Source organism: Acinetobacter sp. LUNF3, from assembly GCF_022699605.1.
Classification (GTDB): domain Bacteria; phylum Pseudomonadota; class Gammaproteobacteria; order Pseudomonadales; family Moraxellaceae; genus Acinetobacter; species Acinetobacter johnsonii.
Map to the genome: position 1 here is coordinate 1279422 of NZ_CP093968.1, position 12466 is coordinate 1291887.

Annotated in this window: 15 protein-coding genes; 4 read left to right on the forward strand and 11 right to left on the reverse strand. The window is 40.7% G+C overall.

Annotation, left to right across the window (positions count from 1 at the left end):
* Positions 1-104: 104 nt before the first annotated feature.
* A complete protein-coding gene (locus tag MN200_RS06190; protein ID WP_242760335.1) occupies positions 105-905 on the reverse strand; it encodes an enoyl-CoA hydratase-related protein in 801 nt (266 codons plus the stop codon).
* Positions 906-1009: 104 nt separating this feature from the next.
* Here MN200_RS06190 and MN200_RS06195 point away from each other — a divergent pair, with 104 nt between their 5' ends.
* The gene (locus MN200_RS06195; RefSeq protein WP_058869340.1) at positions 1010-1579 is read left to right on the forward strand and encodes a nicotinate-nicotinamide nucleotide adenylyltransferase; all 570 of its coding nucleotides are present in this window, start codon (positions 1010-1012) and stop codon (positions 1577-1579) included.
* Between the two features lie 43 nt (positions 1580-1622).
* A complete protein-coding gene (locus MN200_RS06200) occupies positions 1623-2219 on the forward strand; it encodes a YceI family protein (protein WP_114393000.1) in 597 nt (198 codons plus the stop codon).
* Positions 2220-2256: 37 nt separating this feature from the next.
* Here the strand turns inward: MN200_RS06200 and MN200_RS06205 are convergent, their stop codons facing one another.
* Positions 2257-3147: a LysR family transcriptional regulator ArgP gene (locus MN200_RS06205; RefSeq protein WP_058869342.1), complete on the reverse strand. Its 891-nt coding sequence runs from the start codon at positions 3145-3147 to the stop codon at positions 2257-2259.
* 118 nt (positions 3148-3265) lie between these two features.
* Here MN200_RS06205 and MN200_RS06210 point away from each other — a divergent pair, with 118 nt between their 5' ends.
* Positions 3266-3865 (forward strand): LysE/ArgO family amino acid transporter, encoded by a 600-nt coding sequence (locus MN200_RS06210; RefSeq protein WP_058869343.1) that lies wholly within the window; start codon positions 3266-3268, stop codon positions 3863-3865.
* Between the two features lie 74 nt (positions 3866-3939).
* On the opposite strand, the gene MN200_RS06215 is transcribed toward MN200_RS06210, so the two are convergent.
* The 6 genes from MN200_RS06215 to dapD form a co-directional block, all read right to left on the reverse strand.
* Positions 3940-4398: a peroxiredoxin gene (locus tag MN200_RS06215; RefSeq protein WP_242760336.1), complete on the reverse strand. Its 459-nt coding sequence runs from the start codon at positions 4396-4398 to the stop codon at positions 3940-3942.
* Positions 4399-4407: 9 nt separating this feature from the next.
* Positions 4408-5100 carry a diphthine--ammonia ligase gene (locus MN200_RS06220; protein ID WP_242760337.1) on the reverse strand — a complete coding sequence of 231 codons (693 nt, stop codon included), beginning with the start codon at positions 5098-5100 and terminating at the stop codon, positions 4408-4410.
* Positions 5101-5172: 72 nt separating this feature from the next.
* Positions 5173-5580 (reverse strand): hypothetical protein, encoded by a 408-nt coding sequence (locus tag MN200_RS06225; protein WP_004693833.1) that lies wholly within the window; start codon positions 5578-5580, stop codon positions 5173-5175.
* 16 nt (positions 5581-5596) lie between these two features.
* Positions 5597-6265, reverse strand: a complete 669-nt coding sequence (gene queC, locus MN200_RS06230; protein ID WP_004693831.1) for a 7-cyano-7-deazaguanine synthase QueC — start codon at positions 6263-6265, stop codon at positions 5597-5599.
* A gap of 43 nt (positions 6266-6308) precedes the next feature.
* Positions 6309-7019 carry a 7-carboxy-7-deazaguanine synthase QueE gene (gene queE / locus MN200_RS06235; RefSeq protein ID WP_005399705.1) on the reverse strand — a complete coding sequence of 237 codons (711 nt, stop codon included), beginning with the start codon at positions 7017-7019 and terminating at the stop codon, positions 6309-6311.
* A gap of 95 nt (positions 7020-7114) precedes the next feature.
* The gene (gene dapD, locus MN200_RS06240) at positions 7115-7936 is read right to left on the reverse strand and encodes a 2,3,4,5-tetrahydropyridine-2,6-dicarboxylate N-succinyltransferase (RefSeq protein ID WP_242760338.1); all 822 of its coding nucleotides are present in this window, start codon (positions 7934-7936) and stop codon (positions 7115-7117) included.
* A 301-nt stretch (positions 7937-8237) separates the two neighbouring features.
* Between dapD and carO the strand changes: the two genes are divergently transcribed.
* On the forward strand, positions 8238-8984 hold the full coding sequence (gene carO, locus MN200_RS06245) for an ornithine uptake porin CarO (RefSeq protein ID WP_242760339.1): 747 nt from the start codon (positions 8238-8240) through the stop codon (positions 8982-8984).
* 53 nt (positions 8985-9037) lie between these two features.
* Here carO and MN200_RS06250 read toward each other — a convergent pair whose 3' ends face one another.
* The 3 genes from MN200_RS06250 to MN200_RS06260 all read right to left on the reverse strand — a co-directional run bounded on the left by MN200_RS06250 (position 9038) and on the right by MN200_RS06260 (position 12464).
* A complete protein-coding gene (locus MN200_RS06250) occupies positions 9038-10234 on the reverse strand; it encodes an outer membrane protein transport protein (protein WP_242760341.1) in 1197 nt (398 codons plus the stop codon).
* Positions 10235-10421: 187 nt separating this feature from the next.
* Positions 10422-11345 carry a CysB family HTH-type transcriptional regulator gene (locus tag MN200_RS06255; RefSeq protein WP_242760343.1) on the reverse strand — a complete coding sequence of 308 codons (924 nt, stop codon included), beginning with the start codon at positions 11343-11345 and terminating at the stop codon, positions 10422-10424.
* 57 nt (positions 11346-11402) lie between these two features.
* On the reverse strand, positions 11403-12464 hold the full coding sequence (locus MN200_RS06260) for a sulfate ABC transporter ATP-binding protein (RefSeq protein WP_004693820.1): 1062 nt from the start codon (positions 12462-12464) through the stop codon (positions 11403-11405).
* Positions 12465-12466 lie beyond the last annotated feature (2 nt).

Sequence of the window (12466 nt, forward strand, 5' to 3'; positions counted from 1 at the left end):
AAGTAGTTTTTCCGAATGGGTTCTTAAATATGTTGGGACGGAAAATAAAAAAACCACCGTGTAATGTGAAACACAGTGGTTTTTAGTCGTTCAACGATCAAGGATTAGTTGAACTGGGTGAAATCAGGTTTACGCTTTTGCATAAATGCTGATACAGCTTCCATCATTTCTGGAGAGCCGACACGATCCATGAAAATTTCAGCTTCATGATCAATCCAAGCCACAATTTCATTCACATTGTGCTTCATCAACGCTTTAGACTGTACTAAAGAGGCCAAGGGTAAAGCAGACAATTGTGCCGCTTTTTTAGCTGCTGTAGCATACACATCATCTTCAATACTGTTGACAAGGTTTGCAGCAACTGCAGTTGCACTATCAAACTTCTGAGCGGTCAGCAGTAATTCAGCAGCTTTGTGATAACCTGCTTGTTCTACCAATAATTTGCTTGAAGCACCTTCTGGAGATAAACCAAGGCTGACAAATGGAATCTGGAATAGAGCAGTATTGTCGCTATAAACCAAGTCACAATGTAATAAGATCGTTACCCCAATACCAATCGCCACACCACGTACAGCCGCAATCAACGGTTTAGAAAATTTTGCGGCAGATTTAAGTAAAATAAATGGAGGGCCTTCAGCCGCAGGTGCTTGACCTTTTTGCGCTGCAGATTTCATAAAATCTTGCATGTCATTGCCTGCGGTAAAGTCCGCATCTTCACCACGTAGAATGACAGCACGAACGCTATTGTCTAGATCTGCTTCATCTAAAGCTTTTGCGATCCATAAATAAAGTTCGCCATACAACGCATTCTTTGCTTCAGGACGGTGAATGGCTAATGTCAGTACGCCATTATCTAATTTTGCATTCAAATGTTGATGAGGTTGTTGAATACAGCTCAGTGTCATCGTACTATCCTTGCTAGAAAGTTTGGTTTAATTTTATGGGCTCATTATGTCGCATAATTTTATGATCGACACAACTGACCAGTTCATAAAAAAGTAAAAGATTTATGCCATATACATTTGATTATCTCGTATTCATTGGTCGCTTCCAGCCATTTCACTTGGCGCATATGCAAACCATTAAGATTGCTTTAGAACAAAGTGAAAATGTGATTTTGGCTTTAGGCTCTGCACAAAATGAACGAAATACGAAAAATCCATTTTTAGTATCTGAACGTGAAGAAATGATTTTATCGAGCTTCTCAGAGGCGCATCAAAAACGGATTCACTTTGTACATGTAATTGATGTTTATAATGATGTTAAATGGGTGAAATTGGTAAAAAAATTGGTGAATCATGTAGTCACACCTGAGGCGAAGGTTGGACTGATTGGCCATTTTAAAGATGATTCCTCGTATTATTTACAGCTTTTTCCTGAGTGGCAAATGGTTGAGCTCGATAGCCTACAAGACGCGATGTCTGCAACACCTGTTCGTGAGGCTTATTATCGAGGCGATATTTTAGAGCAGGCGTTTCCATTGGGAACCAGTGAGTTTTTACATAAATTCCAACAAAGTGAAATATATAAACAGTTACAACACAAATTTTTAACTCAGGACCCATCCAATTTAGACTAAGGTTCTCAGTCGAATAAAAATATTTCGACGAGGATCGAGTTCAATGGATAGAAAACAACAGACCAAACAGATTGCAAGTCATACGGTCATTAAAAATGCTTTGATGATTGCAGGTGTTACATTTGCATTCAGCACTCAAGTGCAAGCCCAGTCATGGACATTGACACCTCAGAGTAATGTAGGCTTTGAAATTAAATCCTTGGGTGTGACTGTTGTAAGAGCTAAGTTTAATCGGGTGCAATCTAGTATGCAGTTTGATGCCAAAGCACCAGAGCATGCTTCAACGAATTTTATCATGGATGTAAATAGCCTAAGCTTGAGCAAGCCTTCACTGAAAAATATGATTTTGGGTGAAGATTTGTTTTATGCATCCAAGTACAAAACCGCTAACTTTAAAAGTACCAGTTTTAAAGATTTGGGTGGTGGTCAATATAATATTGTTGGGAACCTAACACTTCGAGGCATTACCAAGCCTGTTAGCTTTAGCACGACCTTAAAACCAAGTGCCAATAATGCTAATCTGCTGGATGTTCACTCATCAGCCGTGATTAATCGAAGTGACTTTGGCATGAAAAAAGCCATTGCTGGTGTAGGCGAAAAAGTGAATATTCAACTGTCAGGGCAGTGGAAAGTGCAATAGAGGCTTCATATCTTTAAGACCTATATTCAGGGCTTTATTAATTCATCGCTGCGTGAGCCTGTTCAATCAAGAGATCTGTTAGCAGATTTAACTGCATCGACTGCTGTTTCCAATGATGCCAATACAAAGGCAAATCGATATTGAGTTGAGGATCTACCTCAACCAATGAGCCATCCTGCAAACGCGGTTTGGCTTGATAATAGGGCAACCAACCGTAGCCGAGTCCCATCGTAACCGCATCAAAAAATGCACTGGAAGACGGAATAAAGTGATGTGGATATTGAGTTGGATTGAGGCCAAACTTTTGTTGGATATACGCGGTGTGGAGTTGATCTTTTGCGTTAAAGATCAGTGCAGGAGCTGCACGTAGAGACTCTCGGTTTACACCTTGGTCAAACCATTGCTGTGTAAAAATAGGCGTGGCAACAAAACGATAGTTCATATCGCCAATGTATTCGGCTACACAGCCTTTCATGGCTTGTGATTCATCTGTCACACAGACATTCACCAAACCAGCTTCAAGTAAGTGATGGGTTTGCGATTGGTCATCGACCTGAAAATGCACCACGATCTTTTTTTCAATTAATGTTGACTGTAGCAACGGCAACAGCCATGTCGCTAAGGAGTCGGCATTGGTTGCAATGTTGATTTGATAAAAAGCAGAGGTGTTCATATGACCCGTGAGGTTCTGAATGAAACTTTGCTCTAACAGTCGGCTATGTTGCAAATAATGTAGCAGCGATTGACCTGCTTGTGTCGGGCGGCAAGGTCTTTCCCGCACAATCAGTAAATGCCCCAAGCTTTTTTCTAGGCTTTGTATGCGTAAAGTGACGGCTGAAGCAGTAATGCATAGCTGTTCAGCAGCAAGGTCAAAACTTCCTGTTTCTGCCACAGCTAAAAATGCGTCGCACTGTTTATGATTCAGCATATCTGGACTCACTTTAAACTAAAAATATTTTAGTTATATTTATATTTTCTAAATAATACTTAATTTAATTAAAAATGAAAGATAATCCTGACATCATCAATTAAGTTGAAAAGTCAAAATGTTAAGTACATATGTACAAGGGCTTGCAGTTGGTATGAGCCTCATTATTGCCATTGGGGCTCAAAATGCATTTGTGCTTAAACAGGGGCTCAAAAAGCAGTTCGTTTTTTGGGTATGTTTTGTCTGTGCACTGTCGGATTCGATTTTAATTGTCTTGGGCGTTTCTGGTTTTTCAAAAGTGCTTCAGCACTATCCTGAAATTATTCAGTTTGCCAAATGGGCGGGGGCACTTTTCCTATTTTGTTATGGATTCCAACACGCACTGCGAGCATTTAAATCACAGCAGGGCTTGGAGGCAAGTTCTATTGAAAAGCATCAACTAGTGAATATTGTTTTGCTGTGTTTGGCGCTGACTTGGCTTAATCCGCATGTATATTTGGATACGGTTATTTTACTGGGTTCTATTTCAACACAGTTTGAGCAACCTGCGTACTTTGCTCTAGGGGCTGTGTGTGCATCTTGGTTGTTTTTCTTTGCTTTGGGCTATGGTGCTCGTGTGCTTATTCCCATTTTTGCAAATCCGAAAGCGTGGAATGTGCTAGATGCGATTATTGCTTTAGTGATGTGGGGAATCGCCATTTCACTGCTTGTGAAATGAAAAGCGTGTGCGATAAAAAACTATAAATTAAAAAATCACAAAAAACAAAGCCCGCATTTGCGGGCTGATGTACATTAAGCCTGTAATGCTTTTAAGTCTTCTAAAACTTGTTCAGCATGTCCCGCAGCTTTTACCTTACGATACTCTTTAACCAGTTTACCGTTACGGAAAATAAAAGTTGAGCGCTCAATACCCATCACTTTTTTACCATACATATTTTTTTCTTTAATCACATCAAAGTGTTTACACAGTACTTCTTCTTTGTCGCTAATTAAATTAATGGTTAAGGCCTGCTTTTCCGTAAAATTCTGGTGCGCTTTAACCGAGTCACGTGAAACACCAATGATCGTGGTTTGTCGGGCATCAAACTGATCTTTTAAACATGAAAAACCAACGGCTTGAGTTGTGCAACCAGGCGTTGAATCTTTCGGGTAAAAGTACACAATCAGCCATTCAGTCGGCACTTCAGTTAAGTTCACTTCACCTGTTGTGGCTGGAAAGTTCTGATTTGGAAGTTGGATGGTATCAGTCATGTTCTATCCTTAATTGTCACGCTGTTCTAATGTAAGTGGTAAAAAGGCATAATTTTCGTGATACAGAATATCACCTTTAATGACCGAAAGTGGATGTTTGAAAATCGGGCCATCAGTCACCGTAGTGTGGAATTCACCTGCTTCACCACAAGGGTCAATACCTCTTGCAACCAGTTCATCGACATATTCAAGGCTAAGCACCTGACCTAAGTCTTCAACTGTCATGCCTAAGTTTAAGTTGACAGTAACGATGAGGCTTTGAAATCCAAGTCGAATAAACTCATGCACAATGTCTAAACGCGGACGTTGCCACAGTGGCATACATAAACTGAGCTCACTTTTATCACACACAGATTGATTCCATTCGGCATGTGCCATTAAATCAATATCACCTGTGACTAATGTTTCTGCACCTAAACTTTGAGCTTTTTGTAGCAGTTGAATGAACTGGTTCTCATAGTCTTGCCACGTTGCAGAGGCACTGTAGATGGGAAGCCCAATTGCTTTTGCCTGCGCATGAATAATATCGAGTGACATCCCGTGTGAGCGTGATTTCAGACCTTGCTCTTCTAACATGACGATTAATGCAACAGGTTCACCTATTTGCATCGCTTGGTATAAAGCAAGGCTGCTGTCTTTTCCACCACTATATGACGCAACAAATTTGCGATTTTGGGCGCGTGTATTCCATTCGGTGAGCATATTTTCAGGTTCTATCTATTTTGAACATATAAAAAAGCCTGCATAGAGCAGGCTTCATTCACATTCAGTGAATTATTTTTTCGGAGCAGCTTTCATTGCTTCTTCAGTTAAAGATTTTAATTTACCTGTTAACTGTGGACCGAAACATGTTTGCAAGTCTTTATTTTGCTTTTGTACAAAAGCTAAAGTAGATGGGCTTTTCTTTTGGTTGATCGCACTTTGGATTTCCCATTTTTGTGCATTGGTCAACTTACCATCAGCTTCAACTGCACAAGTACAGTATTTGCTTACTTCTGCTGCGCTAAGCTTTTTGCTTTTTGCAGTTTCTTCTTTACAAACATTAATTAATGCCGATTTTACATTGCTGCTTTTATACGCTTCTTGTAATTTGTTCGATTCAGCAGCATTTGAAGCTGTAGCGAACAATGCAGCTGCAGACACCAATGTAGAAAGCAAAATGTTTGATTTTAAATTTTTCATAAACTGTACCTTGTCGTTACGGTATATAACGCGTTGGGTCTGTTACGCCAGCATCTGCAAAACCTTCTTTACGAAGACGGCAGCTGTCGCATTTCCCACAAGCACGTCCTTGGTCATCTGCTTGGTAGCAAGACACCGTTTGACTATAGTCTACGCCATGTTCTATACCTAAGCGAATAATATTTGCTTTGGATAAATGTAACAGAGGTGTTTCAAATTTAAGAGGTTTTCCTTCAACGCCAACCTTGGTTGCAAGGCGAGCCATGTTGGCAAACGCCTCAATAAATTCAGGACGACAGTCAGGATACCCTGAATAATCAACAGCATTAATACCAATCACAATGGCTTCGGCATCTAAAACTTCTGCTGCTGCTAGGGCATAAGATAAGAAAATCGTGTTACGTGCTGGAACATAAGTTACAGGAATACCGACTTGTTCATGATCTGGAACATCAATGCTATGGTCTGTTAACGCAGAACCGCCCAAATTACCTAAATCGATATTAATGACACGATGTTCTACGCCTGCTTTTTTTGTCAGTTCGCGTGCAGCATCGAGTTCAGTGGTTGAGCGTTGACCATACATAAAGCTGAGCGCTGTACAGTCATACTGTGCTTGCGCCCATGCTAAACAAGTTGTTGAGTCTAAACCGCCAGATAACAAAACTATGGCACGAGGGCGCATACAACTTTCTCCAAATATAAATTAAAGATGAATAGGCAATGTATTAGCGACCAGTTTCGTCATTCCAAAGCAACTTGTGGAGTTGAAGTTGGAAGCAAACAGGGAGATGGTCTTCTAATATCCATTGCGCTAAGTCACGCGCAAGTTGAGGTAAACGAGCAGCACCTTTCTCAACGGCAAAAGCAGGAGAGAACCATACTGTGCTGACTTTTTCATTGAGTTTATAGTCTTCAACTTGCTGTTTTGACCATTCATAATCTTCACGGTTACAAATTACAAACTTGATTTGGTCGTGTTGGGTTAAATGGTCCAGATTCGAAAGCAAATTTCGTGCAACTTCACCTGAAGTTGGAGTTTTCAAATCTAATACTTTTGAAACACGTGGATCAACCTTAGACACATCTAAAGCACCACTGGTTTCCAAAGAGACTTCACAGCCAAGGTCAGCAAGACGTTGCATTAAAGGCAACGCATTGGGCTGTGCAAGAGGTTCACCACCTGTCACGCAGACATAAGGGGTTTTAAAATCAAGTGTGGTTTGAATAATCTGATCTAAAGATTGGCGTTCGCCACCTTCAAAGGAGTAGGTTGTATCGCAGTAAGTACAACGTAGTGGACAACCCGTTAAACGAATAAAAACTGTTGGCAGCCCTGAGGTGTTGGCTTCCCCTTGCAAAGAATAAAAGATCTCCGTGATACGTAGACCCGCAGAAGGATCAGAAACAGGGATAGCAGAAGATCGAAGCGTATTCATAGCAAAATTAAACCACAGGTTAGAAAAACAAAAATCTCTACGGCTAGTCTTAACCGTAGAGATGAGGAACTTTAGTTCCGCACGACAACGAAAAATTATTCGTCGCGTAGTAAATCGTTCAAGCTCGTTTTAGAACGTGTTTGTGCATCTACTTTTTTCACGATGATTGCAGCATACAGGCTGTAAGTACCGCATTTAGAAGGTAAGCTACCTGCAACTACAACAGAACCTGCTGGTACACGACCATAGTGAATTTCGCCAGTTGCACGGTCAAAAATCTTAGTTGATTGACCAATGAACACGCCCATAGAAATTACAGAACCTTCTTCTACGATCACACCTTCTACGATTTCAGAACGTGCACCGATGAAGCAGTTGTCTTCAATAATCGTTGGGTTTGCTTGAAGTGGTTCAAGAACACCACCAATCCCTACACCACCAGATAAGTGAACGTTTTTACCAATTTGAGCGCATGAACCAACAGTTGCCCATGTGTCAACCATGGTGCCTTCGTCAACATATGCACCAATGTTCACATAAGAAGGCATTAACACCACGTTTTTCGCTTGGAAAGAACCTTTACGGGCAACCGCAGGAGGAACAACACGTACGCCAGCCGCTTTAAACTGTTCTTCAGTCCAACCTGTAAATTTGGTATCTACTTTGTCGTAGAATTGAAGGTCACATGACTCAATTGGTTTGTTGTCATTTAGTTTGAATGATAAAAGTACAGCTTTTTTCACCCATTGATGAACAACCCACTCACCATCAATTTTTTCAGCAACACGTAATGTCCCGTTATCTAAACCAGTAATGACTTCTTCAACTGCTGCACGAACTTCAGCAGGACAGTCCGCTGCTGTAAAATTCGCACGGTCTTCAAACGCTTGTTCAATAATTGTTGAAAGCTGAGACATGATCTTCCTTCCAGAAAAAAATTTTCCTGATTTTACACTAAATTGTGCAGAGAATAGATGAAAAAACAGCATAGGATCGGAAATAATAATGAATGATTGGAAATACGACTTTTAGTGCTGTTCGAGTAGAGGAATTAAGTAAAGAATTGCGATTTACAACAACAAGAAAGTATAAAATGTATCAAAAAATAACAAAAACAACCCAAATCTAGAATAAAAAACAGTCCGAGACTGTTCTAAGATGACCTCATCAAAAAATGGTAATTGATGTAAAAATATCTTTGCTTGGAGGAGAAAAAACATGAAATCATTACGTTTAGTTGCAATCGCAGCAGCAATGTCAGCAGTCGCAGGTACAGCTTTTGCTGATGATGCAGTCGTAAAAGATGGTTATGCTTTTGACCAAAATAAATTAATTCCTACTGGTGTTCGTGCTGAAGTCGGTACAACAGGTTATGGCGGTGCCTTACTTTGGACTGCAAACCCGTATGTGGGCTTAGCGCTGGGTTATAACGGTGGTGATATTTCTTGGTCGGATGATTTATCAGTCAATGGCTCAAAGTATGACTTAGACATGGACAATAACTTGACCTATTTGAACGCTGAAATTCGTCCATGGGGTGCAAGTCCAAGTAAATGGGCTCAAGGCGTTTATGTCGCTGCTGGTGTAGGCTACGTAGATAATGAATATGGTTTAGAGCGTCGTATTTCTCAGGGTCGTAATTTCTCTGTGAATAATACTGACTTTAATGCTACATCAGATGTTCAGATAAAAGGTGAGCAAAAATACGATAACCAATTTGCACCATATGTAGGTTTTGGTTTTGCTCCAAAAATCAACAAGAACTTCGGTGTATTTGGTGAAGTAGGTGCATACTATACTGGTAATCCTACTGTTTCACTGCAACAAGTGAGTGGTACAGACCAAGTCAACGGTAATGGCGATCGATTAAGTGATGCTATCCGTGGTGAAGAGCGAAAAATTGCCAATGATGACAAATACGAATGGATGCCAGTTGCGAAACTAGGTGTGAGCTACCACTGGTAATATCTATTAGCTTGAGCTAAACCAAAAACGAGCTTCGGCTCGTTTTTTGTGTTTTAAAAGCGGTGTGCTAATTTCAAGTGATAAACCCAAGCCTCACGTTGTTTGAGTGAAGAAAAACTTGAGATTTGCGTGATGAATGACTGCGGCTGTACCGTGTCTGGCTTAGTAAAGTGCAAATAATGCAGACCCGCAATCATAAACGTTTTGGGGGTGAAGTGATAAACCGCGCCCGTACCCACACCAACATAGCCGTCTACGGGATTTAAGCTTGAGGCAGGATTACCTGCACCAGAATCCCACAATCCTTCCACCGCAGTGATCCATTTGGATGACCATTGATGGGCAACCCCCAAACGGGTCGACCATTGATTCTTTTGGTAATCAATCAGGTTGAACTGATTACCTAGTCCTTCAGATTGCAGAATTGCAGCAAACTGAGTGGGTTGAATTTTAAAATCTTGCCAATTGACCCATCGCAATGATCCGTACAGAAAATTTTGCGCAGGTAAACCTGTGTGAAAATATAAATTTACCGATTCAGGTGTTTTAATTTCTGTTGCTTGTTGTGGTGTAATCTCTAAAGGAATTTCCCAAATACTTTCGCTTGCATTGGTACTGTGCTTGATTTTAGAGCGATAAGTAATTGCTGTATTAAATGCATATTCAGGAATTTGGTAGCTGACACCTGCCAACCAACCCCATGCATGGTCTTTGGGGAAATTTATATGATAATCAAAAAAGGTATAGTCAACTTGTTTACCAATTTTCAGATCACCTGAAAATGACTGGTAACTTAGACCTGTAAAGAGGTTCCAATGTTGTGTTGGTTGATAGCCAATGAGTGCTGTAATATTTCTTGAGTCAAACTCAATATCTGCATTTTCTATAGGTAAGGGTTCACCTGAAAGAATAGGACTATAGTGATAATCCACATCAACAAAATAAGGTTGGTCAAATAATAACGCCACAGAAATTTGTGGATGTGGTTGTAATTTTAATGCAGCTTGGATGAAGTGTTGATTATTGACTAAATTGCCTGTTGAAAAATCTTGAACGCCTAATTCGGCAATATTTTGTTGATGCTGTACCTGACCTGAAATATTGGTATCCACTTGGAGCAAAGCGACTTCCGCATAATTACCTTTTTCAAATAATGCATGTACCGATTGACCGCTACGCTCTAAAGCTGCAGCAGAGGTATAATTTAGCGGCAGGACATAAAGCAATCCGACAAAAATTTGAAATTTCATGTTACGTCCTTGGTCTAAATTATAGAATTGTGTTTAAAATCAAATTACGTTTTTTATTGTTGATTATATTTTATTCACGTTTCTGATGAATTAAAATCATTATTTTGATTATTTCTAGGCATTTAGATCAGCAAGAATTTTGCCAGAGAACAAAAAGAGAGCCTAGGCTCTCTTATGTGTTGCTGTTTTATTCTTCAGGATAGGCGATACGTTTTAAAGCTTTAATATCGGCATTCGGTGCGCATAAAGAAATAAACTCATAGCCATAACCACGCAGTAAATGTCCTTTGCGAACCGCAATCCATGTGGTGTTAAGCCCAAAAATATCGGTCTGGATTTGTTTTAGGCGGTAATCACGTTCTGCATCGTATGCTACATTGTTCACCACACCTACACCCATGCCTAATTCAACATAGGTTTTGATGACATCGGCATCTAAAGCAGACATTACGATGTCAACATCCACACCTGCATCTTCAAAAGCTTTGTCAATTTTTGAACGGCCTGTGAAACCGCCGTGATAGGTAATCAGTGGATATTCCGCCAAGTCTGCAATACTAATATTTTGTTTGTTTGCCAGTGGATGATTTTGTGGGGTAATAATACTGTGCTGCCAATTATAGAACGGCACGCTAGCCAGATTATCTTCTGTGGTCAGTGATTCAGTTGCAATACCAATATCAGCTTCACCTTGCAGAAGCATTTCGGTAATTTCAACAGGACTGGCTTGTTGCAAAATAAGATGAACCTTTGGAAACTCTTTTTTGAATTGATTGACAATCGGCGGTAGCACATAACGCGCTTGAGTATGTGTAGTTGCAATCGTCAAAGTGCCTTCATCGACACGGTTAAAATCATCTGCAAGACGTTTAATATTGTCTGCGTCGACCAACATGCGTTCAACAATGCCCAATAGTGCTTGGCCAGGTTCAGTTAAACCTAGTAAGCGTTTCCCTTTACGAATAAAAAGCTGTACGCCTAATTCATCTTCTAGGTCTTTGATGTGCTTACTGACGCCTGACTGAGAGGTATATAGTGCAGCAGAGGCTTCGGTGAGGTTGAAGTTTTGTCTCACCGTTTCTCGAATAATTCTGAGTTGTTGAAAGTTCATAGTTTTGGATCTCTTTTATGATGAATGAGGCATTCAACATGCCCCATTCAAGTGGTCTTAAGCCGCAGGTTTTGCAAATAAATGCAAGTTTGATGGGCTTAACCATACCGTTTGATTAGGTCTAAATTGGTGTAATTTTGCTTCTTCAGAAGTCAGGGAGATTTCAATCAGTTTGCCTTGGCGATCATGGAGTTCTGCAACCACTTTGCCCGCGATCCATAATTCTCGAACGAACGTTGCTTGGATGGCATTGTCTTGCGGCTGTGCATGGATCCTTAATTCATCTGGACGAGCAAAAGCAATCACGTCACCCGAAGGTGCATTGCGTAAAGAGTCTAATTGAATACGGTCTTCACCAATTTGGATCGTCCCTGCGTTATTTTGACCTTCGAAACGGTTTGCTTGACCTAGGAAGTCAAACACAAACGGCGTTGCAGGCTTTTCATAAACCTCGCGGGGTGATCCAATTTGCTCGACATTCCCTTTATTCATCACAATGATTTGATCTGCGACTTCTAAAGCTTCTTCTTGGTCATGCGTTACAAAGATAGAGGTGATATGAAGTTCATCATGCAAAGTACGTAACCAACGACGGAGCTCTTTACGTACTTTTGCATCCAAAGCACCAAAAGGTTCATCCAGTAACAGTACGCGTGGTTCAACTGCTAAAGCACGTGCCAGTGCAATACGTTGACGCTGGCCGCCTGAGAGTTGTGCTGGGTAACGGTCTGCCAAGAACCCCAATTGGACTAAGTCCAGTAACCGCGTGACACGTTTTTTAATTTCAGCTTCAGATGGGCGTGTTGCACGTGGGCGAACGCGGAGACCAAAGGCAATATTGTCAAATACGGTCATATGGCGAAACAAGGCATAGTGCTGAAATACAAAACCAACTTCGCGTTCACGTACGTGTACATTGGTTGCATCTTCACCTTCTAAGATAACTTGACCGCCATCTGCGGACTCAAGTCCTGCAATAATACGAAGTAAGGTGGTTTTACCACAGCCTGACGGCCCAAGTAATGCAACCAATTGACCATCAGGGAAATCGAGAGAAATGTTGTTCAGCGCATGGAATGCACCAAAGTGTTTTTCAATATTTTTAACTTGAATACTCATGA

Excerpts from the sequence above, each read along its gene's own strand:
- MN200_RS06190 (WP_242760335.1), bottom strand. The coding sequence starts at position 905 with ATGACACTGAGCTGTATTCAACAACCTCATCAACATTTGAATGCAAAA.
- queC (WP_004693831.1), bottom strand. The coding sequence starts at position 6,265 with ATGCGCCCTCGTGCCATAGTTTTGTTATCTGGCGGTTTAGACTCAACA.
- MN200_RS06205 (WP_058869342.1), bottom strand. The coding sequence starts at position 3,147 with ATGCTGAATCATAAACAGTGCGACGCATTTTTAGCTGTGGCAGAAACA.
- MN200_RS06225 (WP_004693833.1), bottom strand. The coding sequence starts at position 5,580 with ATGAAAAATTTAAAATCAAACATTTTGCTTTCTACATTGGTGTCTGCA.
- MN200_RS06250 (WP_242760341.1), bottom strand. The coding sequence starts at position 10,234 with ATGAAATTTCAAATTTTTGTCGGATTGCTTTATGTCCTGCCGCTAAAT.
- carO (WP_242760339.1), top strand. The coding sequence starts at position 8,238 with ATGAAATCATTACGTTTAGTTGCAATCGCAGCAGCAATGTCAGCAGTC.
- MN200_RS06260 (WP_004693820.1), bottom strand. The coding sequence starts at position 12,464 with ATGAGTATTCAAGTTAAAAATATTGAAAAACACTTTGGTGCATTCCAT.
- MN200_RS06200 (WP_114393000.1), top strand. The coding sequence starts at position 1,623 with ATGGATAGAAAACAACAGACCAAACAGATTGCAAGTCATACGGTCATT.
- MN200_RS06220 (WP_242760337.1), bottom strand. The coding sequence starts at position 5,100 with ATGCTCACCGAATGGAATACACGCGCCCAAAATCGCAAATTTGTTGCG.
- queE (WP_005399705.1), bottom strand. The coding sequence starts at position 7,019 with ATGAATACGCTTCGATCTTCTGCTATCCCTGTTTCTGATCCTTCTGCG.
- MN200_RS06195 (WP_058869340.1), top strand. The coding sequence starts at position 1,010 with ATGCCATATACATTTGATTATCTCGTATTCATTGGTCGCTTCCAGCCA.
- MN200_RS06255 (WP_242760343.1), bottom strand. The coding sequence starts at position 11,345 with ATGAACTTTCAACAACTCAGAATTATTCGAGAAACGGTGAGACAAAAC.
- dapD (WP_242760338.1), bottom strand. The coding sequence starts at position 7,936 with ATGTCTCAGCTTTCAACAATTATTGAACAAGCGTTTGAAGACCGTGCG.
- MN200_RS06210 (WP_058869343.1), top strand. The coding sequence starts at position 3,266 with ATGTTAAGTACATATGTACAAGGGCTTGCAGTTGGTATGAGCCTCATT.
- MN200_RS06215 (WP_242760336.1), bottom strand. The coding sequence starts at position 4,398 with ATGACTGATACCATCCAACTTCCAAATCAGAACTTTCCAGCCACAACA.